The 23,196-nt window shown below is 69.2% G+C and carries 20 protein-coding genes; 12 read left to right on the forward strand and 8 right to left on the reverse strand.

All coding sequences use genetic code 11. The features are described 5' to 3' along the window. The first annotated feature begins 171 nt into the window (after positions 1–171). Genes ABZ848_RS42540 through ABZ848_RS42550 form a run of 3 tightly spaced genes read left to right on the forward strand, consistent with a single transcriptional unit; the run spans position 172 to position 2,989 of the window. Positions 172–867 (forward strand): response regulator transcription factor, encoded by a 696-nt coding sequence (locus ABZ848_RS42540; RefSeq protein WP_360840792.1) that lies wholly within the window; start codon positions 172–174, stop codon positions 865–867. Continuing rightward, entirely contained in the window at positions 860–1,963 is a 1,104-nt protein-coding gene (locus ABZ848_RS42545; protein WP_360840794.1) for a HAMP domain-containing sensor histidine kinase, read from the forward strand. The genes ABZ848_RS42540 and ABZ848_RS42545 overlap by 8 nt, the downstream gene beginning before the upstream one ends. Positions 1,964–2,020: 57 nt before the next feature. After that, complete coding sequence (locus tag ABZ848_RS42550; RefSeq protein ID WP_360840796.1) at positions 2,021–2,989, forward strand: phosphotransferase; 969 nt, start codon at positions 2,021–2,023, stop codon at positions 2,987–2,989. Here the strand turns inward: ABZ848_RS42550 and ABZ848_RS42555 are convergent. The 4 genes from ABZ848_RS42555 to ABZ848_RS42570 are packed head-to-tail and all read right to left on the reverse strand — an operon-like array spanning position 2,964 to position 6,838. Beyond that, entirely contained in the window at positions 2,964–3,740 is a 777-nt protein-coding gene (locus tag ABZ848_RS42555; RefSeq protein WP_360840798.1) for a succinate dehydrogenase/fumarate reductase iron-sulfur subunit, read from the reverse strand. The two genes, ABZ848_RS42550 and ABZ848_RS42555, sit on opposite strands and share 26 nt — an antisense overlap. Further along, on the reverse strand, positions 3,737–5,680 hold the full coding sequence (locus tag ABZ848_RS42560; RefSeq protein WP_360840800.1) for a fumarate reductase/succinate dehydrogenase flavoprotein subunit: 1,944 nt from the start codon (positions 5,678–5,680) through the stop codon (positions 3,737–3,739). The genes ABZ848_RS42555 and ABZ848_RS42560 overlap by 4 nt, the downstream gene beginning before the upstream one ends. A 23-nt stretch (positions 5,681–5,703) precedes the next feature. Next, positions 5,704–6,525: a hypothetical protein gene (locus ABZ848_RS42565; RefSeq protein WP_360840802.1), complete on the reverse strand. Its 822-nt coding sequence runs from the start codon at positions 6,523–6,525 to the stop codon at positions 5,704–5,706. Between the two features lie 22 nt (positions 6,526–6,547). Next, positions 6,548–6,838 carry a hypothetical protein gene (locus ABZ848_RS42570; protein WP_360840803.1) on the reverse strand — a complete coding sequence of 97 codons (291 nt, stop codon included), beginning with the start codon at positions 6,836–6,838 and terminating at the stop codon, positions 6,548–6,550. A gap of 347 nt (positions 6,839–7,185) precedes the next feature. Between ABZ848_RS42570 and ABZ848_RS42575 the strand changes: the two genes are divergently transcribed. The 9 genes from ABZ848_RS42575 to ABZ848_RS42615 all read left to right on the forward strand — a co-directional run bounded on the left by ABZ848_RS42575 (position 7,186) and on the right by ABZ848_RS42615 (position 19,273). Beyond that, positions 7,186–9,495 (forward strand): ABC transporter family substrate-binding protein, encoded by a 2,310-nt coding sequence (locus ABZ848_RS42575; protein WP_360840804.1) that lies wholly within the window; start codon positions 7,186–7,188, stop codon positions 9,493–9,495. Between the two features lie 100 nt (positions 9,496–9,595). After that, positions 9,596–10,219: a hypothetical protein gene (locus tag ABZ848_RS42580; protein ID WP_360840806.1), complete on the forward strand. Its 624-nt coding sequence runs from the start codon at positions 9,596–9,598 to the stop codon at positions 10,217–10,219. A gap of 153 nt (positions 10,220–10,372) precedes the next feature. Further along, on the forward strand, positions 10,373–12,280 hold the full coding sequence (gene typA, locus ABZ848_RS42585; protein WP_360840808.1) for a translational GTPase TypA: 1,908 nt from the start codon (positions 10,373–10,375) through the stop codon (positions 12,278–12,280). 606 nt (positions 12,281–12,886) lie between these two features. Then, complete coding sequence (locus ABZ848_RS42590; RefSeq protein WP_360840809.1) at positions 12,887–14,515, forward strand: ABC transporter substrate-binding protein; 1,629 nt, start codon at positions 12,887–12,889, stop codon at positions 14,513–14,515. 138 nt (positions 14,516–14,653) lie between these two features. Then, complete coding sequence (locus ABZ848_RS42595) at positions 14,654–15,586, forward strand: ABC transporter permease (protein WP_360840811.1); 933 nt, start codon at positions 14,654–14,656, stop codon at positions 15,584–15,586. Beyond that, entirely contained in the window at positions 15,579–16,529 is a 951-nt protein-coding gene (locus ABZ848_RS42600; protein WP_360840813.1) for an ABC transporter permease, read from the forward strand. The genes ABZ848_RS42595 and ABZ848_RS42600 overlap by 8 nt, the downstream gene beginning before the upstream one ends. An 11-nt stretch (positions 16,530–16,540) precedes the next feature. After that, positions 16,541–17,590 (forward strand): ABC transporter ATP-binding protein, encoded by a 1,050-nt coding sequence (locus ABZ848_RS42605; protein ID WP_360840815.1) that lies wholly within the window; start codon positions 16,541–16,543, stop codon positions 17,588–17,590. Next, positions 17,583–18,728, forward strand: a complete 1,146-nt coding sequence (locus ABZ848_RS42610) for a dipeptide ABC transporter ATP-binding protein (RefSeq protein WP_360840817.1) — start codon at positions 17,583–17,585, stop codon at positions 18,726–18,728. The genes ABZ848_RS42605 and ABZ848_RS42610 overlap by 8 nt, the downstream gene beginning before the upstream one ends. Before the next feature lie 155 nt (positions 18,729–18,883). Beyond that, on the forward strand, positions 18,884–19,273 hold the full coding sequence (locus ABZ848_RS42615) for a VOC family protein (RefSeq protein WP_360840819.1): 390 nt from the start codon (positions 18,884–18,886) through the stop codon (positions 19,271–19,273). On the opposite strand, the gene ABZ848_RS42620 is transcribed toward ABZ848_RS42615, so the two are convergent. Genes ABZ848_RS42620 through ABZ848_RS42635 form a run of 4 tightly spaced genes read right to left on the reverse strand, consistent with a single transcriptional unit; the run spans position 19,266 to position 23,195 of the window. Further along, positions 19,266–20,255, reverse strand: coding sequence for an ABC transporter ATP-binding protein (locus ABZ848_RS42620; RefSeq protein ID WP_360840821.1), 990 nt, complete (start codon positions 20,253–20,255; stop codon positions 19,266–19,268). The two genes, ABZ848_RS42615 and ABZ848_RS42620, sit on opposite strands and share 8 nt — an antisense overlap. Further along, the gene (locus tag ABZ848_RS42625) at positions 20,252–21,250 is read right to left on the reverse strand and encodes an ABC transporter ATP-binding protein (RefSeq protein ID WP_360840822.1); all 999 of its coding nucleotides are present in this window, start codon (positions 21,248–21,250) and stop codon (positions 20,252–20,254) included. The genes ABZ848_RS42620 and ABZ848_RS42625 overlap by 4 nt, the downstream gene beginning before the upstream one ends. Then, positions 21,247–22,167 carry an ABC transporter permease gene (locus ABZ848_RS42630; protein ID WP_360840823.1) on the reverse strand — a complete coding sequence of 307 codons (921 nt, stop codon included), beginning with the start codon at positions 22,165–22,167 and terminating at the stop codon, positions 21,247–21,249. Before ABZ848_RS42630 ends, ABZ848_RS42625 begins: the two co-directional genes overlap by 4 nt. Then, entirely contained in the window at positions 22,164–23,195 is a 1,032-nt protein-coding gene (locus ABZ848_RS42635; protein WP_360840825.1) for an ABC transporter permease, read from the reverse strand. The genes ABZ848_RS42630 and ABZ848_RS42635 overlap by 4 nt, the downstream gene beginning before the upstream one ends. Between the last annotated feature and the right edge of the window lies 1 nt (position 23,196).

The raw sequence follows: 23,196 nt of genomic DNA on the forward strand, positions 1-23,196 counted from the left end.
CGGTCACTGTTTCGCTCACCGCTGCACCCTCGGGGCCTGGGCGGGGGCGGCGTACGTTCGGGCCGGTGGCGGGGTTCGAGTCATGCTGCCAGTCAAGACGGCAGGGTGTTGCCGTCCCGTATGCGGTTTTCGATATGCCCGCGATATACGCGGGCTCCTAGCATCGGGAGCATGCGTGTGCTGATTGTCGAGGACGAGCCCTACCTGGCGGAGGCCATCCGCGACGGTCTGCGCCTGGAGGCGATCGCGGCCGACATCGCGGGGGACGGCGACACCGCGCTGGAGCTGCTGGGCGTCAACGCCTACGACATCGCCGTACTCGACCGGGACATCCCCGGCCCGTCCGGTGACGAGATCGCCAAACGCATCGTCGCCTCCGGCAGCGGCATGCCGATCCTCATGCTCACCGCGGCCGACCGCCTCGACGACAAGGCCTCCGGCTTCGAACTCGGCGCCGACGACTACCTCACCAAACCCTTCGAGCTCCAGGAGCTCGCGCTCAGGCTCCGCGCACTCGACCGCAGACGCGGCCACAGCAGGCCGCCCGTGCGGGAGATCGCGGGGCTGCGCCTCGACCCGTTCCGCCGGGAGGTCTACCGGGACGGCCGTTACGTCGCGCTGACCAGGAAGCAGTTCGCGGTGCTCGAAGTCCTCGTCGCCGCCGAGGGCGGGGTCGTCAGCGCCGAGGAGCTGCTGGAGCGGGCGTGGGACGCGAACGCCGACCCGTTCACCAACGCCGTGCGGATCACCGTCTCGGCCCTGCGTAAACGGCTGGGCGAGCCGTGGATCATCGCCACCGTGCCGGGCGTCGGCTACCGCATCGACACCCAGCCGCCGGCCGGGCACGAAGGGGGAGAGCGTGGATAGGGCACCCGGGCTGAGCGTCCGTTTCAAGCTGACCCTCAGCTATGCCGGATTCCTGGTGCTCGCCGGAGCCTCGGTGCTCGCCCTGTGGTCGGTCCTCCTGAAGCTCTTCCCGCACTCCGTGATGATCAGGGCCACCAGGTCCGGTATCGGCGGGGCGTTCGCTCCCGGGCGCTCCAACACCCAGCAGGCCTTCGGGCAGGTGGCGGCCGCGGTGCTGGTGTTCCTGCTCGTGTTCGGTCTCGTCGGCGGGTGGATCCTCGCCGGGCGCATGCTCGCGCCCCTGACCCGCATCACGGACGCCACCCGCATGGCCGCCGACGGGTCGCTCTCCCACCGCATCCGGCTGCCGGGCCGCACGGACGAGTTCCGGGAACTCGCCGACGCCTTCGACGCGATGCTCGCCCGGCTCGAAGCGCACGTCGAGGAGCAGCGGAGGTTCGCGGCCAACGCCTCCCACGAACTGCGCACGCCGCTCGCGGTCTCAAAGGCGCTCCTGGAGGTGGCCCGCACCGACCCGAAGCGCGACCCCGGCGAACTCATCGACCGTCTCCACGCCGTCAACACCCGGGCGATCGACCTCACCGAGGCACTGCTCCTGGTCAGCCGCGCCGAGCAGCGGTCCTTCACCCGGGAACGCGTCGACCTGTCCCTCATGGCGGAGGAAGCCACCGAGACCCTCCTCCCGCTCGCGGAGAAGCACGGTGTCACCGTCGAGACCTCCGGCGACATCACGCCGACGGCCGGATCACCCGCCCTTCTGCTCCAGCTGACCATGAACCTCGTCCACAACGCGATCGTCCACAACCTGCCCGAGAAGGGCACGGTGTGGGTCACCACCGCCGTCCGACCCAAGTCCGTGCTGCTCACGGTCGAGAACACCGGCGAGAAGCTCCTCCCGCAGATGGCCTCCACCCTCACCGAACCCTTCCGGCGCGGCACCGCACGCATCCACACCGACCACGCGGGCGTCGGCCTCGGCCTGGCCATCGTCAAGACCATCACCGACGCGCACGACGGAACACTGACCCTCACACCGCGCCCCGGCGGCGGCCTGCGCGTCGCGGTGGAGCTGCCCACGCCGACGACACAGGAGTGACACGAGCCCGCCGAAATCCGGCTGCGGCCGCACCGGGCGCGATGCGACGATCCCCCGATGACCGCCGCCCGCAAGCACCTGACCCGCGACGACCTCGCCCCTCTCGCCCGCGCGGCGACCGGCCGCACCCTCGCCACCGTCACCCGCCTGCGCGGCGGCAGCAAGAAAGGCGCCTACCGCCTCGCCCTCGACGACGACACCACCGCCGTCGCCTACGTCTGGTCGCCCGACGAGGACTACTGGGACGCCGACCCGCCCGACCTCCGCGACCCCTTCTCCCACGGCACCGGTTTCGACCTGTTCACGGCCGTGTACGACCGCCTGACCGCGGCCGGCGTCCGCACACCCCGCCTCCTGTACGCCGGTGACGGCCAGGTGGTCGTCGAGGACATGGCGGGCGGCAGCCTGGAGGAGACCCTGCGCCGGGACCCGCCCACGGCCCGCGCCTCCCTGGACCTGCTCGCGGCCCAGCTCGGCCGCCTGCACGCCCACGAGGGCCCGACCTTCGGCAAGGTCGCCCTCGTCGACAACGGCGGTACCCCATCGGCCGGTTCATGCGAACAGCGCGTCACGGAGGGCGCCCTGCGCGACATCGAGGAGATCGCCGTACGGGATCCACGGGCGGCCGCGGCACGCGATCAACTCACAGATGCCGTACGGGCATTGGCGACAGCCGTCCGCCCCCGCACCCGGTACTCCCTCATCCACGGCGAACTCGGCCCGGACCACGTCCTGTTGACGCCGGACGGGTACCCGGCCCTCATCGACATCGAGGGGCTGCTGTACTTCGACGTGGAGTGGGAGCACGTGTTCCTGCGGCTCCGCTTCCAGGAGCACTACGAAGCCCTGCGCGTCCCGGACCTGGACGAGGACCGGCTCCGGCTCTACCGGCTGGCCATGCATCTGTCCCTGGTGGCGGGCCCGTTGCGGCTGCTGGACGGCGATTTCCCGGACCGGGTGACGTTCCGGGAAATCGCGGAGTACAACCTCCGGCAGGCGCTCAGCCTCCTGTCGGCCTTCTCATGATCTTCGAGCCCAGCCACACCAGCGGGTCGTACTTGCGGTCAACGGCCCGTTCCTTCAGGGGAATCAGCGCGTTGTCCGTGATGTGGATCCCCTCGGGGCAGACCTCCGTGCAGCACTTGGTGATGTTGCAGTAGCCGAGACCGTGTTCGTCCTGGGCGGTCTTCTTGCGGTCCAGGCCGGACTCGGAGGCGGCGTCCAGCGGGTGCATGTCCAGTTCTGCCACGCGCATCAGGAAGCGCGGGCCGGCGAACGCGGGCTTGTTCTCCTCGTGGTCGCGGACGACATGGCAGGTGTCCTGGCACAGGAAGCACTCGATGCACTTCCGGAACTCCTGCGACCGGTCCACGTCCTCCTGGAACATCCGGTACTCGCCGGGACCCACCCCCTCCGGCGGCACGAACGCCGGAACCTCCCGCGCCTTGGTGTAGTTGAAGCCGACGTCGGTCACCAGGTCCCGTACCACCGGGAAGGCGCGGAGCGGAGTGACCGTGATCGTCTCCTCTCGGGTGAAGACCGACATACGGGTCATGCACATCAGGCGCGGGCGGCCGTTGATCTCCGCCGAGCACGAACCGCACTTGCCCGCCTTGCAGTTCCAGCGGACGGCGAGGTCGGGGGCCTGGGTCGCCTGGAGGCGGTGGATGATGTCGAGCACCACCTCGCCGTCGTTCACCTCGACCTCGAAGTCCTCCAGGCCGCCGCCCTTGACGTCGCCCCGCCACACCTTGAAGCGGGCCTCGTAGCTGCTCACTCGTAGAGCTCCTCTTCGGAGAGGTACTTGACCAGCTCCTCCTTCTCGAAGAGAGCGAGCAGGTCGGCGCGGATGGGTTCGGTGGTCTCGCGGGTGAGGTCGATCTGGCCGCGGACGGGGTCCGTGGCCGCCAACCCGCCCGTGGGGTCGGTCAGTTGGCACAGCAGGTTGATGTTGCGCCACTTGCGTTCCATCGTCGGATGGTCCTCGCGGGTGTGGCCGCCGCGCGACTCGGTGCGCTCCAGCGCCGCCCGCGCCACGCACTCGCTGACCAGCAGCATGTTCCGCAGGTCGAGCGCGAGGTGCCAGCCCGGGTTGAACTGGCGGTGCCCCTCGACACCGGCCCGGCGCGCCCGTACCCGCAGATCCGCCAGCTTCTCCAGGGCCTGCTCCATCTCGCCCTCGCGGCGGATGATGCCGACCAGGTCGTTCATGGTCTGCTGGAGTTCCTGGTGGAGGGTGTACGGGTTCTCCGGCGGGCGTCCGTCGTCCTCGCCCGGGGCGGGGCCCTCTGCGGAGAAGGGGCGCAGCGCCTCGGCCGCCGCGGTGTCGACCTGGACGTCGTCCACCGGCGGGCGGCTGTCCGTGAGGCCGCTCGCGTACTCGGCCGCGTGCCAGCCGGCCCGGCGCCCGAACACCAGCAGGTCGGAGAGGGAGTTGCCGCCGAGGCGGTTGGAGCCGTGCATACCGCCGGCCACCTCGCCGGCCGCGAACAGTCCAGGCACCCCGCGCGCCGCCGCCGAGTCGGACTCGACCGCGATACCGCCCATCACGTAGTGACAGGTCGGCCCGACCTCCATCGCCTCCGCCGTGATGTCGACGTCCGCCAGCTCCTTGAACTGGTGGTACATGGACGGCAGTCGGCGCCGGATGACCTCGGCCGGCATACGCGTCGACACGTCCAGGAACACGCCGCCGTGGGGGGAGCCGCGGCCCGCCTTCACCTCGGAGTTGATGGCGCGGGCGACCTCGTCACGCGGCAGCAGCTCGGGTGGCCGCCGGTTGTTGTCCGGGTCCTCGTACCAGCGGTCGCCCTCCTCCTCCGACTCGGCGTACTTCTCCTTGAAGACGTCGGGCACGTAGTCGAACATGAACCGCTTGCCGTCGGAGTTCCGCAGCACACCCCCGTCACCGCGGACCGACTCGGTGACCAGAATCCCCTTCACCGACGGCGGCCAGACCATCCCCGTCGGGTGGAACTGCACGAACTCCATGTTCAGCAGGGGAGCGCCCGCGAGCAGCGCCAGCGCGTGCCCGTCGCCGGTGTACTCCCACGAGTTCGACGTCACCTTGAAGGACTTGCCGATGCCACCGGTGGCGATGACGACCGCAGGCGCCTCCAGGACGAAGAAACGGCCGGTCTCACGCTCGTACGCGAAGACCCCGGAAACCCGGCTTCCGTCCTTCAAGATCCTTGTGACCGTGCACTCCTGAAAGACCTTCAGACGGGACTCGTAGTCCCCGGTCTCCTTCTTGTCCTCCTGCTGGAGCGACACGATCTTCTGCTGGAGGGTGCGGATCAGTTCGAGGCCCGTGCGGTCGCCGACGTGTGCGAGCCGCGGGTACTCGTGGCCGCCGAAGTTGCGCTGCGAGATGCGGCCGTCCTTCGTGCGGTCGAAGAGGGCGCCCCAGGTCTCCAGCTCCCAGACCCGCTGCGGGGCCTCCTGGGCGTGCAGCTCGGCCATCCGCCACTGGTTGAGGAACTTGCCGCCGCGCATGGTGTCGCGGAAGTGGACCTGCCAGTTGTCGTGCTCGTTGGCGTTCGCCATCGCCGCCGCGATGCCGCCCTCGGCCATCACGGTGTGCGCCTTGCCGAACAGCGACTTGCAGATCACGGCCGTACGGGCGCCTCGTTCGCGCGCCTCGATGGCGGCCCGGAGGCCCGCGCCCCCGGCGCCGACCACGACGACGTCCCACTCCTGGCGGTCGACCACGGACATCAGTTAGGCCCCACTCATCTCAGTCAGAAGAAGCGCGGATCGTCGAAGGCACCGGACGCGAGCAGATAGACGTAGAAGTCGGCGAGCGCCACGCTCACCAACGACGCCCAGGCCAGCAGCATGTGACGGGCGTTCAGCTTCCCGACGAACTGCCATGCCTTGTAGCGCACGGGGTGTTTGGAGAAGTGTTTGAGCTTCCCGCCGACGATGTGCCGGCAGGAGTGGCAGGAGATCGTGTACGCCCAGATCAGCGTGATGTTGACCAGGAAGACGAGGGTGCCGAGGCCCATGTGGCCCCAGTTCTCGTCGGTGTCCCGGAAGGACAGCACGGTGTCGTACGTCAGGATGCCCGCGACCACGATCGCCGCGTAGAAGAAGTACCGGTGGATGTTCTGCAGGATCAGCGGGAAGCGCGTCTCACCCGAGTACTTCTTGTGCGGCTCGGCCACCGCGCAGGCCGGCGGGGACGCCCAGAAGCCCCGGTAGTAGGCCTTGCGGTAGTAGTAGCAGGTCAGTCGGAAGCCCAGCGGGAAGATCAGGATGATGATCGCCGGGGAGATGCCCCACCAGCTGCCGAAGACGTCGGCGTTGGGGCCCGAGGGCATGTTCTTGCAGTTCTCCGCCAGACACGGCGAGTAGAACGGGGAGACGTACGGCGCCGAGTAGTAGTCCGCGTTGGCGAACGCCCGCCAGGTCGAGTAGACGATGAAGGCGAGCAGTCCCGCCGCGGTGGCGGCGGGGGCCAGCCACCAGCGGTCGGTGCGCAGATGTGGGGCGTCGATCGCGGCGCGCGTACCGGTTCTCACGCCGCCGCTGTTCGGATGGGGTTCCGTACCAGTGGCCAACTGAAGGCTCCGGGGGTTCGGGTCAGGGGGCGTGCCGGTCGCGGGCGCCGAGTCCCTCGTCGTCCGAGTCCGTCCACAGTTTGGGGTCGTACGGGGTGTCGGGGATGGTGACCAGCTCGGGCTTGGCGGGCGTGGCCTGGAGCGACGCCGCCGCGCGCAGGAGCTGGACGCTCTCCCGCAGGTGATCGGCGTCGGCCCGGACGCGGCGCATGTCCAGACCGCCGCTGCCGAGCTGCTGTTCCAGGCGGCTCACCGACCGGGTCAGGTCGTCGAGGCAGCGCTGGACTGACGTCAGGTCGTCGTGCACGGACATGACGTGACCTCACTTCCGTCGGCCTTGCGGCCTAGGTCGGCAACGTTCATGCGCCTGCGAGTGTTGCGCGTCACACCTGCCGGTGGGAAGGGATGTGCAGCGATTGGCGGATTGCACGCCTCCAGTGCACGCCCGCATGCGCTCTGTGTGCGCCGGGGAGCGCATTGCGTCGGCATTGCGCCGCACGGGTGGGCTTGTCCGCCCCTGCCGCCGTGTCGCCCCCGGTAGGCGAACCCTTTCCTCTTCAGTGGGGCCGTAGATCTGATCAACTCCAAAATACCGCCAAATGTGATCAGAAGCCCTATTCGCGGCAATGGGCGGGACCGGCTCTCCGGAGGTAGGCAAACATGTCGAACGACGGCTCCGGCAGCGCCCCCAAGGGGCGCGGGGAACTGCGCGACCAGCCACATCGGACCGTCAGACGAACGACGGCCGACCGCGCAGCGCTTAGATCGGCCGCATTCCTCACCGCCGGCGCGCTGGCCATCCCCCTGCTCGCCTCCTGCAGCTCGGACGATCCCGCCGGCAAGCCCCTCGCCGCCCAGGACATCGCCCCCGCCGCCCGAGAGCTCGTCGAAGACGGCGGCACGCTGCGCTGGGCCGTGGACGACGTGCCCGAGACGCTCAACGCCTTCCAGTCCGACGCCGACGCGGCCACCAACCGGATCGCGCAGGCCGTGCTGCCGTCGATGTACCGCATGGACGCGAACGGCAGGCCCGTACGCAACGCCGACTACCTGGAGTCCGCCAAGGTCGTCGACACCGAGCCCAAGCAGGTCGTCGTATACAAGCTGAACCAGCAGGCCGTGTGGAGCGACGGCCGGGAGATCGGCGCCGCCGACTTCGCCGCCCAGTGGCGTGCCCTGTCCGGCAAGGACAGCGCCTACTGGACCGCCCGCAACGCCGGCTACGACCGCATCGAGAAGATCGAGCGCGGGGCGAACGACCTGGAGGTCAAGGTCACCTTCGCCCGCCCGTACGCCGACTGGCAGTCCCTCTTCTCGCCGCTGTACCCGAAGGACGTCATGGGCACCCCCGACTCCTTCAACGACGGCGCCCGCCGCAAGCTCAAGGTCACCGCGGGACCCTTCGCGCTCAAGAAGGTCGACCGCAAGAACGACCAGGTCACCCTCGCCCGCAACCCCCGCTGGTGGGGCCGGCCCGCGAAGCTGTCCGAGATCGACCTGATGTCCGTACCGCGTGACAAGCGGGCCGACGCGCTGGCCGCCGGGACGATCGACCTGGCCGAGATCGACCCGTCAGCGGCCCAGCGCATCGCCCTCGCGGACCGGGCGAGGAGCGGCACGAACACCCCTCTCCAGGGCGCCTCCCCGCTGATGGGCTCCGTCGGCGGCGGGCGGGTCGCCGCGAAGTCGCTGCGCTCCTGGGCGCTGGCGCACGGCACCGACGAGGACGCGGCCGACGAGGAGGTGCGCGCCCTCGCCGAGCAGCGCAGGAAGATCGCCACGCTGCGGAAGCGGCAGGAGACCCTGCGCGGCTTCGTGGTCCGCAAGTCCCTCGAACCGGCCTTCACCCAGCTCGCCCTCAACGGCTCCGAGGGCCCCCTCGCCGACGAACGCGTCCGCCGCGCGGTGGCCCGTGCCCTCGACCGGCAGGCCCTGGCCGAGGCCGTGCTCAAGCCGCTCGGCCTGCCCGCGGTGCCGGTCGGCAGCCACCTCGCGCTGTCCGGCCAGGAGGACTACGCCGACAACAGCGGCGCGATCGGCGGCCAGGACACCGCGGAGGCGCAGGCGCTGCTCGCGGACGCCGGGTGGGTGCCCGGCGGGCCGGTCAAGGAGCAGAAGAAGGGCGAGAAGGCGGCCGGGTCCAAGGGCAAGAAGTCGGACGACGAGTCCGAGGGCGGCGACGACGGGACGTACATCGTCGGCGAGGACAACAAGGGCGAGGGCGCCGACGGCAAGGACACCAAGGACCACGAGAAGAAGCACGAGCACAAGGGCGAGGACGGGTCCAAGCACCTCGCCGACGGCAAGCAGTACGGCGAGAAGCACCTCAAGCAGGGCGGGGCGCCGGGCGCGTACGCGCCCAAGGGCACGGCGGCGCCGGGCGGGGCGGCGGCCGCGCAGCTGGCCAAGGACGGCAAGCCGCTCACCCTCCGCTTCGTGCTCCCGTCGGGGCCCGGCTCCGAGACGCTGCGCACGGTGGCCGACCGGATCGGCCGGATGCTGGCGCGGGTCGGGATCCGTACGGACATCGTGAAGGTGTCCGACGACAGCTACTTCAAGGACCACATCGCGGCCGGGCAGTACGACCTCGCCCTCTACTCGTGGCCCGCCTCCGCCTTCCCGGCGACCGACGCCCGGCCGATCTACGCGAAGCCGGTTCCCGCGGCCGACGGTTCGCTGGACGTCGAGCAGAACTACACGCGGGTCGGCACGGACCAGGTGGACCAGCTGTTCGACCAGGCCATGGCCACGCTGGACGACGACGAGAGCCGGGACCTCATCCGCAAGGCCGACTCCCGCATCTGGGCGGCGGCCGGCTCGATCCCCCTCTACCAGCGCCCACAGCTGACAGCGGCCAAGAAGGACGTGGTGAACGCCGGGGCCTTCGGCTTCCAGACGCCGGTGTACGAGGACATGGGCTTCCTGAAGAAGGGGGCGAAGCCGTCGGCGAGCGCGTCGTCGGCCGGCTGAACACGCTTGCGTCGTCCGCCCGGCGCCCGCACCATGAGGTCGGTATCGATCATGGTGCGGGCGCCGGGCGTTCGTGCACGGGGGAGAGCGGGGGCGCGGAATGCGTACCTTCGGGCGGGGGAGCCGGGCGGCGGTACTGGTCCCGATGGCGCTGGCGGCGGGGCTCGTGGGGTGCAGCGGCGGCGGCAAGAGCGAGGACGAGGGGGCGAAGGCCTGCTCGCGGGGGACGTACGCCTGGTCGGGCATCCGGCACACGGAGACGCTGACCGCGCTCGCCGATCCCATCCTCTTCAAGAAGAAGACGGCGTCGTATACGAGTCACCTGAAACCGGTGGGCGACACCGTCTACCGGCCCACGGTGACGAGCGTCCCCTCGGGCGCGAGCGCGGCCGGCGTGATCAAGGCGCTCGGCGCGCGTCTGAAGGTGGAGGAGCCGCTCGCGGGCCCGTCCGAGACGGACGGCCCGGAGGACGACCACTACTTCGAGATGAACATCGGGGACCTGAAGGGCGCGTACTACGCCTGGGGCTGGATCAGTCTCGTGGACGCCGACTTCACGTACACCTGTGGGAGCGACGAGCCGGTCAAGGGGCATGTACGCACCTGGACGACGACCGGCAGCGGCTTCATGTCCTGCGCCGACGACCCCGCGCCGCAGGCGACCGGCCGCACCGCCGCCCGGGAGAGGTGTCCGGTCGGATCCAGGGCGACGAAGGCCGCCTGACCCCGCCCGTGGGAGTCCGCCCCGCGGCCCCAGGAGGCCCCTCATCCCATCGCCCCGTACCATGGGGTGAGCCCGTGGCATGTTCAGCCCGGCAGGGTCCGCGTATCACCGACGTACGCGCAGGCCTTCCTCACACTCCAGGAGTACGCCTTCATGGCCACGCGCCACGACATCCGCAACGTCGCCATCGTCGCCCACGTCGACCACGGCAAGACGACCATCGTCGACGGAATGCTGAAGCAGGCCGGTGCCTTCGCCGCCCACCAGCTCGACTCGGTCGACGACCGCATGATGGACTCGAACGACCTGGAGCGTGAGAAGGGCATCACGATCCTCGCCAAGAACACGGCGGTGAAGTACCACCCCAAGGACGGCGGGGACGTCATCACCATCAACATCATCGACACTCCCGGCCACGCCGACTTCGGCGGCGAGGTCGAGCGTGGTCTGTCGATGGTCGACGGTGTGGTGCTGCTCGTCGACGCCTCCGAGGGGCCGCTGCCGCAGACCCGGTTCGTGCTGCGCAAGGCGCTCCAGCAGCGCCTGCCCGTCATCCTGTGCATCAACAAGACGGACCGCCCGGACTCCCGCATCGACGAGGTCGTCAACGAGACGTACGACCTCTTCCTCGACCTGGACGCGGACGAGGAGCAGATCGAGTTCCCGATCGTCTACGCCTGCGGCCGTGACGGCATCGCCTCGCTGACCAAGCCGGAGAACGGCACCGTGCCCGCCGACTCCAACAGCCTGGAGCCGTTCTTCTCCACGATCCTGGAGCACATCCCGGCCCCGACCTACGACGAGGCCGCCCCGCTCCAGGCCCACGTCACCAACCTGGACGCCGACAACTTCCTCGGCCGTATCGCGCTGCTCCGCGTCGAGCAGGGCGAGCTCAGGAAGGGCCAGACCGTCGCGTGGATCAAGCGGGACGGCTCCATCGCCAACGTCCGCATCTCCGAGCTGATGATGACCGAGGCGCTCACCCGCAAGCCCGCCGAGAAGGCCGGCCCGGGTGACATCTGTGCCGTCGCCGGTATCCCGGACATCATGATCGGCGAGACCCTGGCCGACACCGAGAACCCGATCCCGCTGCCGCTGATCACGGTCGACGAGCCCGCGATCTCCATGGTCATCGGCACCAACACCTCCCCGATGGTGGGCCGCGGCGGCTCCGGCAAGGGCGCCGACGCGAAGGCGGCCGTCAAGGACCGCAAGGTGACCGCCCGTCAGGTCAAGGACCGCCTCGACCGCGAGCTGGTCGGCAACGTCTCGCTGCGCGTCCTGGAGACCGAGCGGCCGGACGCCTGGGAGGTCCAGGGCCGTGGTGAGCTCGCGCTCGCCATCCTCGTCGAGACCATGCGCCGGGAGGGCTACGAGCTGACGGTCGGCAAGCCGCAGGTCGTGACGAAGGACGTCGACGGCAAGGTGTACGAGCCCGTCGAGCGCATGACCATCGACGTGCCCGAGGAGCACATGGGCGCCGTCACGCAGCTCATGGGCGTCCGCAAGGGCCGGATGGACAACATGTCCAACCACGGCTCGGGCTGGGTGCGCATGGAGTTCGTGGTGCCGTCCCGCGGACTCATCGGCTTCCGGACCGAGTTCCTGACCCAGACCCGCGGTACGGGCATCGGGCACTCCATCCACGAGGGCCACGAGCCCTGGTTCGGAAACCTGCAGACCCGTAACAACGGCTCCCTGGTGGCCGACCGCTCCGGTTCCGTCACCGCGTTCGCGATGACCAACCTCCAGGAGCGCGGCGTGCTGTTCGTCGAGCCCGGCACCGAGGTGTACGAGGGCATGATCGTCGGCGAGAACTCGCGCTCCGACGACATGGACGTCAACATCACCAAGGAGAAGAAGCTCACCAACATGCGGTCGTCCACGGCCGATGTGACCGAGTCGATCGTCCCGCCGCGCAAGCTCTCGCTGGAGCAGTCGCTGGAGTTCTGCCGCGACGACGAGTGCGTCGAGGTGACCCCGGAGGCCGTCCGCATCCGCAAGGTGAGCCTGGACGCCCGCGACCGCGCCCGCGCCGCGAGCCGCGCCAAGCACGGCTGATTCGAGCCGCTTCCGTCCCACGACGGCGCCGGGCACTCCGCAACGCGGGGTGCCCGGCTTTCCGTTGGGGCGGAGGTGCTCCGTGTCAGGAAGAAATAGGGAAAACCCTAGTTCTCGTTCCGGTTCCGCAAAGGCGGATCGAACCGCACTAGGCTTCTGCCAGGGTGAGAACTGTCCCTCCGCTGTGAAGCCCGCCAACTGCCTTGAGACACAGGCCTGTTGGCCGAAAGCGGTCTGTCGGGCGCCCATGCACAGCGGACTGGGATCCGCAAGCGAATTTTCATGCCGCTCGCGTTCGGTATACGGACATGCAGGTCCGATAGGTGTGTAACAAGTCCGTTTCGCAGGGATCTTTCGTCAAACCGTTTGTCCGGATTTTGGAAGATGTTCGTGTCAGGTGTGATCGAACCGAGACCTTTTCAGTGTGGTTCGGCCACGGCGCATGGCAGATAGTTAGGCGCGTAGAGCTCGGATCAACGGGTCACGCGTCGCAGACGGCGCCGACTCACGAGCGCGGGGGCACTTGACCGTTTCAGGCACCGGTGACGGTGACGTGTCATGTGCTCCTCCATGCGGTGAACCAATGGACTCATGAGGAGGAGCCCCATGCGTGGTGCCAAGAGCGCCAAGTGGGTTGCGATAGCTGCGGTTGTGGCGCTGGGGGCCACTGCGTGTGGCGGTGGCGGTGACGACAGTGGCAGTGACAGCAAGGCCGCCGTCGACCCGAACGGGAAGTTCTCGATCGAGGTCGGCGAGCCGCAGAACCCGCTGCAGCCGGCGAACACCATGGAGTCCAACGGCAGCATCGTCATCCGCTCGCTGTTCTCGGGTCTCGTCGACTACGACTCCAGCGGCAAGATCGTCATGGTCAACGCCCAGTCGGTGGACTCCACGGACAACAAGACCTTCACGGTCAAGCTGAAGTCCGGCTGGAAGTTCCACGACGGCACCCCGGTGACCGCCGACTCCTACGTCAAGGCGTGGAACTGGGCCGCGAACCCGGCCAACAAGCAGACCAACAGCTTCTGGTTCTCCGACATCCAGGGCTACGACGACGTCGCCCCGGCGAAGGGCAAGCCGAAGGCGACCACGCTCTCCGGTCTGAAGGTCGTCGACGACAACACCTTCACCATCACGCTGTCGAAGGCGCTGCCGTACTTCGTCTACAAGCTGGGCTACGAGGTCTTCGACCCGCTGCCGGCGTCCTTCTACAAGGACCCGAAGGCGGCCGGCGAGCACCCGATCGGCAACGGCCCCTACAAGTTCGTCAGCTGGCAGCACAAGAAGCAGATCGAGGTTGCCAAGTTCGACGGCTACAAGGGCCCGAACGCCGCGAAGAACGGCGGTGTGATCTTCAAGAACTACACCAGCCTCGAGACGGCGTACGAGGACCTGAAGTCCGGCAACGTCGACGTGCTGCGCCAGATCGCGCCCAAGGACCTGCCGGTCTACAAGACGGACCTCGGCGACCGCGCGGTGGACCAGGCCTACTCCGCGATCCAGACGATCGCCGTGGCCTACTACACCAAGCAGTGGAAGGACATCGACCCCAAGGTCATCCAGGGTCTGTCCATGGCCATCGACCGCAACACCATCACCAAGACGGTGCTGCAGGGCACGCGTGAGCCGGCAACGGGCTGGGTCGCCAAGGGCGTTCTCGGCTACCAGCCGAACGCGGCCGGCGACGTCACCACGTACAACCCGACGAAGGCCAAGGCGCTCATCAAGGAGGGCGGCGGCGTTCCGGGCAACCAGATCTACATCCAGTACAACGCCGACGGCGGTCACAAGGAGTGGGTGGAGGCGGTCTGCAACTCCATCACCAACGCCACCGGTGTGAAGTGCTCCGGCGACTCGAAGGCCGATTTCCAGGCCGACCTGAACGCGCGTGACGCGCACCAGGTCAAGTCGCTGTACCGCTCGGGCTGGGTGCTGGACTACCCGTTCAACGCCAACTTCATCCGCGACCTGTACGGCACCGAGTCGGACGGCAACCAGGGCGGCTTCTCCAACAAGACGATCGACAGCGAGATCGCCGCGGCCGACGCCGCGCCCACGCTGGAGGAGTCGGAGAAGAAGTACCAGGCGATCGAGAAGCAGCTCCCGGACTACATGCCGAGCATTCCGCTCTGGTACTACAAGGTCAACGCGGGCTACTCGGAGAACGTCACCGGCGTCAAGTACGCCCAGGACGGCGACCCGATCCTGACCGGCGTTCAGGTCAAGAAGAAGTAACCACAAGCCCGTACCCGGGGCGCGGCTGCTCGCGCCCCGGGCAACGGCAGTGGCTGGGGGGCCCTTTCCACGTGCATCAATCACCGGTGCGCGGGGAAAGGGCCCGTTGGCTGCCGCTGTGACTGACATGGAGGCACGATGGGGCGCTACGTCGCACGACGACTGCTCCAGATGATCCCGGTCTTCATCGGGACAACCCTGCTGATCTTCCTCATGGTGTACGCCCTGCCCGGTGACCCCGTGCGCGGGCTCTTCGGCGACAAGGGCGGCAGCCCGCAGGTGATCGCGGCACTGAGACATCAGTACGGCCTGGACCAGCCGATCCTGGTCCAGTACTGGCACTACATGCGGGACATGATCCTGCACGCCGACTTCGGCACCCAGATCGCCAGCGGACGTCCGGTCACGGACGTGCTCGGCGACGCGTTCCCCGTCACCCTCCGCCTGGCCGCCCTCGCCTTCCTCATCGAGATGGTCTTCGGCGTCGCCCTGGGCATCGTCGCGGGCCTGCGCGCGGGACGCTTCACGGACAACGCGATCCTGCTGGTCACCCTGCTGCTGATCTCGGTCCCGGTGTTCGTCCTCGGCTACATCCTCAAGGTCGTCTTCGCCTTCGACCTGAACTGGCTGCCGCCGAACGTCAACGACTCGACGAACTACAACGAGCTGCTGATGCCGGCCATCGTGCTGGCGACCGCGTCCCTGGCGTACGTCACCCGGCTCACCCGTACGTCGATCGCCGAGAACCTGCGCGCCGACTACATCCGTACGGCCGTCGCGAAGGGCCTGCCCAGGCGCCGCGTGGTGGGCGTCCACCTGATGCGCAACTCGCTGATCCCCGTGGTCACTTACCTCGGTACCGACATCGGCGCCCTGATGGGCGGCGCGGTCGTCACCGAGGGCCTCTTCAACATCCAGGGCATCGGCGGCACGATCTACCAGTCGATCGTGCGCCGCGAGGGCACGACCCTCGTGGGCCTCGTGACCATCCTGGTCCTCGTGTACCTCCTCGCCAACCTGCTCGTCGACCTGCTTTACGCGGTCCTTGACCCGAGGATTCGCTATGCCTGACGTCACCAAGACCGTTCCCGAGGCCGCTGCCGAGGACGCAGCCGTCGCGGCGGCCGGAGGCTCCCTGCCGGAGCCCAAACCGGAGAAGACCCGCAGTCTGTGGGGCGACGCCTGGCAGGACCTGCGGCGCAGCTGGATCTTCATCGTCTCCGCGGTGCTGATCCTGCTGCTGCTGACCATCACCTTCTTCCCCGGCTGGTACACCGGCGCCGACCCGAACCACGGCGACCTGGCCAAGCACTTCCTGCAGAAGCCGAAGCTGGGCAACTTCTTCTCCGCCGACTGGCTGGGCTACGACCAGCAGGGCCGCAGCGTGTACTCCCGTGTCATCTACGGCGCCCGGGCCTCCATCGCGGTCGGCTTCGGTACGACCGTCGCGGTGACCGTCGCGGGCGGTCTGATCGGAATGATCGCGGGCTACTTCGGTGGGATCGTCGACTCCGTCCTGTCCCGGCTGACCGACGTCTTCTTCGGCATCCCGTTCCTGCTCGGCACGATGGTCATCCTCAACTCGTTCCAGGACCGCACGACTTGGGTCGTCATCGGCGCCCTGAGCTTCTTCGGCTGGACCCAGATAGCCCGCGTGATGCGCGGCGCGGTGATCACCACCAAGCAGTCCGACTACGTGCACGCCGCCCAGGCGCTGGGCGCGAGCACGCCGCGCATCATGTTCCGGCACATCCTGCCGAACACGCTGGCCCCGGTGATCGTCGTCGCCACCATCTCGCTCGGCATCTACATCTCCGCCGAGGCGACCCTGTCGTACCTGGGCCTCGGCCTGAACGGCGTGTCCTGGGGCAACGACATCTCCGACGGCGGCAACCAGATCCGCGTCGCACAGTGGATCATGCTCTACCCGTCGATCATGCTCATCATCACCGTGTTGGCGTTCATCATGCTTGGTGAGGCCGTCCGCAACGCCCTCGACCCGAAGATGCGCTGAGGGAGGCGTACGTGACCATCATCGAAGAAGTTTCCGTGCCCTCGCCGCGCGAGGGCGACGACGGCCCGCTGCTCGAAGTGCGTGACCTGCACGTCGAGTTCCACACCCGCGAGGGCGTGGTCAAGGCCGTCAACGGCGTCAACTACAGCGTCGGCTCGGGCGAGACGCTCGCCGTCCTCGGCGAGTCGGGCTCCGGCAAGTCGGTGACCGCGCAGGCCATCATGGGCATCCTCGACATGCCGCCGGCGAAGATCCCGCAGGGCGAGATCCGCTTCCGCGGCCAGGACATGCTCCAGATGTCGGGCGAGGACCGCCGCAAGATCCGCGGCCGGCGCATCGCCATGATCTTCCAGGACGCGCTCAGCTCCCTCAACCCGGTGCTCAGCGTGGGCTACCAGCTCGGCGAGATGTTCCGTGTCCACCACGGCATGTCGAAGAAGGACGCCAAGGCCAAGGCGATCGAGCTGATGGACCGGGTGAAGATCCCGGCCGCCGCGGCGCGGGTGAACGACTACCCGCACCAGTTCTCCGGCGGTATGCGCCAGCGCATCATGATCGCCATGGCGCTCGCGCTGGAGCCGGAGCTGATCATCGCCGACGAGCCGACCACGGCCCTCGACGTGACCGTGCAGGCCCAGGTCATGGACCTGCTCGCGGAGTTGCAGCGCGAGTACAACATGGGTCTGATCCTGATCACCCACGACCTCGGCGTCGTCGCCGACGTCGCGGACAAGATCGCCGTGATGTACGCGGGCCGGATCGTCGAGACCGCGCCGGTGCACGAGCTGTACAAGCGGCCCGCGCACCCCTACACCCGCGGTCTGCTGGACTCGATCCCGCGCCTGGACCAGAAGGGCCAGGAGCTCTACGCGATCAAGGGCCTGCCGCCCAACCTGCTGCGCATCCCGACCGGCTGCGCCTTCAACCCGCGCTGCCCCAAGGCCCAGGACGTCTGCCGTACGGACGTCCCGGCCCTGCTGCCGGTCACCGAGCAGGACGGCGGCGAGCTGCCGGGCCGCGCCTCGGCCTGCCACTTCTGGAAGGAGACGCTCCATGGCTGAGCTCGAAAAGAACGACGAGCCGCAGGACGCGACGCCCAACGTCTCCGAGGTCGAGGTGGCGGACGTGCACTCCGAGGCGGAGGCCGTAACCGCCTTGGACGCGCCCGTCGACCGCGGCGAGCCCATCCTCCAGGTGCGCAACCTCGTCAAGCACTTCCCGCTGACGCTGGGCATCCTGTTCAAGAAGCAGGTCGGCGCGGTCAAGGCCGTCGACGGCGTCTCCTTCGACCTGCACCAGGGCGAGACCCTGGGCATCGTGGGCGAGTCCGGCTGCGGCAAGTCGACGGTGGCCAAGCTCCTGATGAACCTGGAGCAGGCGACCGCGGGCGAGATCTTCTACAAGGGCCAGGACATCACCAAGCTGTCTGGGCGCGCGCTGAAGGCGGTCCGCCGCAACATCCAGATGGTGTTCCAGGACCCGTACACCTCGCTCAACCCGCGTATGACGGTGGGCGACATCATCGGCGAGCCCTTCGACATCCACCCCGAGGTGGCTCCGAAGGGCGACCGGCGCCGCAAGGTGCAGGAGCTGCTGGACGTCGTCGGGCTCAACCCCGAGTACATCAACCGCTACCCGCACCAGTTCTCGGGCGGTCAGCGCCAGCGCATCGGCATCGCGCGCGGCCTGGCGCTCAACCCCGAGATCATCATCTGCGACGAGCCGGTGTCGGCCCTGGACGTGTCCGTCCAGGCGCAGGTCATCAACCTGATGGAGCGACTGCAGGACGAGTTCAACCTGTCCTACATCTTCATCGCCCACGACCTGTCGATCGTCCGGCACATCTCGGACCGGGTGGGTGTGATGTACCTCGGCAAGATGGCCGAGATCGGCACGGACGAGCAGATCTACGAGCACCCGACGCATCCCTACACCCAGGCGCTGCTGTCGGCCGTGCCCGTGCCGGATCCGGAGGCCCGGGACCATCGCGAGCGGATCATCCTCACCGGTGACGTGCCGTCCCCGGCGAATCCGCCGTCGGGGTGCCGCTTCCGGACGCGGTGCTGGAAGGCGCAGGACAAGTGCGCGGAGGAGGTGCCGTTGCTGGCGATTCCTGAGCGTTTCAAGGGCGCGGACACGCCTGCGGCGCACGAGTCGGCGTGCCACTTCGCGGAGGAGAAGGACGTCGTCCACGCGTAGCCTGCGGCGGCTGAGCCGTTGTTCCCGGTGCCCCTTGTTTTGGGGTGCCGGGAACTCTTGTTTCGGGGGGCCGGTTGCGTGTTGTCTGCTGCGCCGTCGTGGCTGGTCGCGCAGTTCCCCGCGCCCCTTTGCGGCGTTTCTGTGCAGGGAGATGCATGTTGCACCACGTTGAGCTTTGGGTTCCCTCGCTGCACCGTGCGGTGCGGGAGTGGGGCTGGTTGCTCGGGCGGCTTGGGTGGGTGCCGTATCAGGAGTGGGAGCGGGGGCGGAGTTGGCGGGCGGGGGAGACCTATCTGGTCGTCGAGGAGTCCCCGGCGATGACCGACGCGGCACACGACCGGATGCGGCCCGGGCTCAACCACCTTGCTTTTCATGCCGGTTCGCGCGACGACGTAGACGTGCTGGCCGCGGCCGCCCCCGCCCACGGCTGGCAGTCGCTCTTCGCCGAGCGGTATCCGTTCGCCGGCGGGCCCGAGCACTACGCCGCCTACCTCGCCAACTCCGACGGTTTCGAGGTCGAGTTGGTGGCCGGCGAAGTTACGTAGTCACCCTCGCCCGCGCCCAGTGGCACGCCACCTGCCCCTCCCCGCTCCCCGCCAGGATCTCCAGGTCCTCGGTTCGGCATGACTCCGCCACGCCCGCCTCCTCCGCCTCGCCGCTCGCCAGTACCTGGCAGCGCGCGTGGAAGCGGCAGCCGGGCGGGATGCGGGAGGGGTCCGGGGGTTCGCCGGTCAGGACCACCGGGGCGCCCGGGGCTTCCGGGAGGACCGAGAGCAGGGCCTGGGTGTACGGGTGTCTCGGTGCCGTCAGGACCTCCTCCACCGTGCCCGTCTCCACGATCCGGCCCAGGTACATCACCGCCACCCGGTCGGCGATGTTCCACGCCAGGCCCAGGTCATGGGTGACCACCAGCGCGGACAGGCCCAGTTCCGTGCGCAGGCGCAGCAGCAGGGCCAGGATCTCGCCCCGGACCGACGCGTCGAGGGACGCCACCGGCTCGTCGGCCACCAGGAGTTCGGGCTCCAGTACCAACGCGCCCGCGATCACCACCCGTTGGCGTTGGCCGCCCGACAGCTCGTGCGGGTAGCGCAGGAAGAAGCGCTCGGGGGGTCTGAGGCCCGCTCGCGCCAACGCCCCCGCCACCGGCGCCTGTTCGTCGCCCCTGTAGCCGTGGATCCGCAGGCCCTCCGCCACCGCCTCGTACACCGTGTGGCGTGGGTTCAGCGAGCCGCTCGGGTCCTGCAGCACCAGCTGTGCGCGCTTCCGATACGCCTTCAGCGCACGGGAGTTGTAGGTCAGTGGCTTTCCGGCGAAGCTCACGCTCCCCGCCGTCGGCGGGACCAGCCCCAGCAAGGAGCGTGCCAACGTCGTCTTGCCGCAGCCCGACTCGCCGACCAGCGCCACGATCTCCCCGGCCCCGATGTCCAGTTCGACGCCGTCCACGGCCCGGGCCGCCGGCGCGCCGTGCCGTCCGGGGAACGTCACGTGCAGTCCCCGCGCGCTGAGCAGCGGATCGGGAGTCGTCATGTCGTACTCCTCACGTCCTGCGTCGGGCCCGTCGGCGGCGGCACTGCCGTACCCACGTGCACGCACGCCGCCCGTCGCCCCGGCTCGCCCTCCCGCAGCCACTGGTCCTCCACCGCGCACTCCTCCAGCGCCACCGGGCAGCGCGGATGGAACGCGCAGCCGGACGGCAGGTCCGAGGGGTCCGGCGGGTCGCCCGGCAGGCCGCGCGGGGCGAAGCGGGAGGCCGGGTCGCCGATGCGCGGGAAGGCCCCCGACAGGGCCCTGCCGTACGGGTGCAGCGCGTCCTCGTACACCGTCCGGGCCGGACCCTCCTCGACCACCCGGCCCGCGTACATCACCGCCAGCCGGTCACAGGTGTCGGCGAGGACGGCCAGGTCATGGCTGATCATGATCAGGCCCAACTCCTGCTCGCTGACCAGCTGTTCGATCAGTCGGAGGATCTGCGCCTGGATCATCACGTCGAGGGCTGTGGTCGGTTCGTCCGCGATGACCAGGCGGGGGTCGCAGGCCAGGGCCATGGCGATCATCACGCGTTGCCGTTGGCCACCCGAGAGCTCGTGGGGGTACGCCCTTGCCCGCGCCGCCGGCAGACCCACCTGCTCCAGCAGCTCCCTGGCCCGCTTCTTCGCCGCCCCGGCCGTCGCCCCGCCGTGCAGCAGGATCGGCTCGGCGATCTGGTCGCCCACGCGGTGCACGGGGTTGAGCGAGTGCATCGCGCCCTGGAAGACGATCGAGGCCCCCGCCCAGCGCACCGCGCGGACCTGGCCCCACCGCATCTTCAGGACGTCCTCGCCGTCGAGCAGGATCTCCCCGCCGACCTCGGTACCGGTCGGGAGCAACCGCAGCAGCGCGAGTGCGAGAGTGGACTTGCCGCAGCCGGACTCGCCGGCGATGCCGAGCTTGCGGCCGGCGTCGAGGGACAGGTCCACACCGCGGACGGCGGCGGCCCCACCCGGATACGTCACGGTCAGGTCCCGGATCTCCAGGAGTGTCAACGGGCCACCCCCAGCCTCGGGTTGAGCACGGACTCCACGGCCCGCCCGCACAGCGTGAACGTCAGCGCCACGACCGCGATCGCGATGCCCGGCGGCACCAGGTACCACCAGTCGCCCGCACTGACCGCTCCCGCCTCGCGCGCGTCCTGCAGCAGCCCGCCCCACGAGATCACCGTCGGATCCCCGAGCCCGAGGAAGGCGAGCGTCGCCTCGGCCAGCACGGACGAGGAGATCATCAGGGTCGTCTGGGCGAGCACCAGCGGCATCACATTGGGGAGGACGTGGCGGGTCATGACGTGCCAGTGGCCGCCGCCGAGCGCTTTCGCGCGCTCGATGTACGGCCGTGACTCCACCGCCAGCGTCTGGGCGCGCACCAGCCGGGCCGTGGTCGGCCAGGAGGTGACGCCGATCGCGAGGATCACCGTGCCCAGCGAGCGGGACATCACGGTGGCCAGGGCGATGGCGAGGACCAGCGTCGGCATGACGAGGAACCAGTCGGTGACCCGCATCAGCACGGTCGCGTACGCGCCCTTGAAGTGCCCGGCGGTGATCCCGACCACCGCGCCGATCGCCACCGACAGCACGGCCGCGAGCAGGCCGACGAGGAGGGAGACCCGGGAGCCCCAGACGACCAGGCCGAGCAGGTCGCGCCCGAACCGGTCGGTGCCCAGCGGGAATTCGGCGCTCGGTGCCTCCAGCGGGTTGCCCGGCGCGTCGGTCACCCCGGTCACGTCCGAGCCGACTGTCAGTGGCGCGGTCAGCGCGACCAGCGCGAACAGGACGAGCGCGGCCAGGCCGACGAGTCCGGCGCGGTGGGTGCGGTACTGCCGCCAGAACCGTGCGGCGGAGCGGCGGCGCCGCTGCCAGGCGAGCGCGCGCGGGCCGGGAGCCGGGGTGGCTGCGGTGTCGGTCGTCATCGGCCCACCCGGGGGTCGAGCAGCGGATAGATCAGGTCGGCCAGGGTGTTCATGACGATCACCGCCGAGGCGAAGACGAGGAACAGGCCCTGGACCAGGGGGAGATCGGGCACGCTGAGGGCCTGGTAGAAGAGGCCGCCGAGGCCCGGCCAGGAGAACACGGTCTCGACCAGGATGACGCCCGCGACGGTCCGGCCGAGGTTGACGAAGACCAGGGTGACCGTGGGCAGCAGCGCGTTCGGTACGGCGTGCCGGCGGCGGACGAGGTCGTCGCGGAGGCCCTTGGCGCGGGCCGTCGTCAGGTAGTCGCTGCCCATCTCGTCTAGCAGCGCCGAGCGGGTGACCAGCAGGGTCTGCCCGTACTCGACCGCGACCAGCGTGATCACCGGCAGGATCAGATGATGGGCGACGTCGACGACGTACGCGAAGCCCTCCTTGCCGCCCGACTCCATGCCGCCGGTCGGGAACAGCCCGGGGATCGGGCCGAGGCCCACCGCGAACACGATGATGAGCAGCAGGCCGAGCCAGAAGGACGGGACGGAGTAAAGGGTCAGCGCCAGGCCGGTGTTGAGCCGGTCGCCGAGCCTGCCGTGCCGCCAGGCCGAGCGGGTGCCGAGCCACATGCCGAGCGCGGTGTAGAGGATGAAGGCCGTGCCGGTGAGCAGGAGGGTGTTCGGCAGGGCTTCCGTGATCTTGTCGATGACCGGGGTGCGGAACTGGTACGAGGTGCCGAGGTCGCCGGTGAGCGCCTTGCCGCAGTAGTCGGTGAACTGGTGCCAGAGCGGGAGGTCGAGCCCGAACTCCCGTCGGTACGCGGCCAGTTGCTCGGCGGCCACCGGGCGGCCGCCGGTCATGGTCTTGACCGGGTCGCCCGGGATCAGCCGGAACAGGAAGAAGCCGGTGACGAGGACGGCGAGCAGCGAGACGACGGCACCGCCCGCCTTGGCGGCGACGTACCGCGGATAGCCGGTGCCCGTGCGGGGCCGTCTCGCCTTGGCGACGGGCGCTGTTACGGCGTCGGAGACCATG

Origin of the sequence: Streptomyces sp. NPDC047081 (genome assembly GCF_040643775.1) — a bacterium.
Lineage (GTDB): Bacteria > Actinomycetota > Actinomycetes > Streptomycetales > Streptomycetaceae > Streptomyces.

What these genes read in the sequence shown, in the direction of transcription:
- ABZ848_RS42595 (WP_360840811.1), top strand. Translation starts at nt 14,654, where the DNA reads ATGGGGCGCTACGTCGCACGACGACTGCTCCAGATGATCCCGGTCTTC.
- ABZ848_RS42575 (WP_360840804.1), top strand. Translation starts at nt 7,186, where the DNA reads ATGTCGAACGACGGCTCCGGCAGCGCCCCCAAGGGGCGCGGGGAACTG.
- ABZ848_RS42615 (WP_360840819.1), top strand. Translation starts at nt 18,884, where the DNA reads ATGTTGCACCACGTTGAGCTTTGGGTTCCCTCGCTGCACCGTGCGGTG.
- ABZ848_RS42540 (WP_360840792.1), top strand. Translation starts at nt 172, where the DNA reads ATGCGTGTGCTGATTGTCGAGGACGAGCCCTACCTGGCGGAGGCCATC.
- ABZ848_RS42560 (WP_360840800.1), bottom strand. Translation starts at nt 5,680, where the DNA reads ATGTCCGTGGTCGACCGCCAGGAGTGGGACGTCGTCGTGGTCGGCGCC.
- ABZ848_RS42550 (WP_360840796.1), top strand. Translation starts at nt 2,021, where the DNA reads ATGACCGCCGCCCGCAAGCACCTGACCCGCGACGACCTCGCCCCTCTC.
- ABZ848_RS42630 (WP_360840823.1), bottom strand. Translation starts at nt 22,167, where the DNA reads ATGACGACCGACACCGCAGCCACCCCGGCTCCCGGCCCGCGCGCGCTC.
- ABZ848_RS42610 (WP_360840817.1), top strand. Translation starts at nt 17,583, where the DNA reads ATGGCTGAGCTCGAAAAGAACGACGAGCCGCAGGACGCGACGCCCAAC.
- ABZ848_RS42570 (WP_360840803.1), bottom strand. Translation starts at nt 6,838, where the DNA reads ATGTCCGTGCACGACGACCTGACGTCAGTCCAGCGCTGCCTCGACGAC.
- ABZ848_RS42620 (WP_360840821.1), bottom strand. Translation starts at nt 20,255, where the DNA reads ATGACGACTCCCGATCCGCTGCTCAGCGCGCGGGGACTGCACGTGACG.
- typA (WP_360840808.1), top strand. Translation starts at nt 10,373, where the DNA reads ATGGCCACGCGCCACGACATCCGCAACGTCGCCATCGTCGCCCACGTC.
- ABZ848_RS42600 (WP_360840813.1), top strand. Translation starts at nt 15,579, where the DNA reads ATGCCTGACGTCACCAAGACCGTTCCCGAGGCCGCTGCCGAGGACGCA.
- ABZ848_RS42635 (WP_360840825.1), bottom strand. Translation starts at nt 23,195, where the DNA reads ATGGTCTCCGACGCCGTAACAGCGCCCGTCGCCAAGGCGAGACGGCCC.
- ABZ848_RS42580 (WP_360840806.1), top strand. Translation starts at nt 9,596, where the DNA reads ATGCGTACCTTCGGGCGGGGGAGCCGGGCGGCGGTACTGGTCCCGATG.
- ABZ848_RS42590 (WP_360840809.1), top strand. Translation starts at nt 12,887, where the DNA reads ATGCGTGGTGCCAAGAGCGCCAAGTGGGTTGCGATAGCTGCGGTTGTG.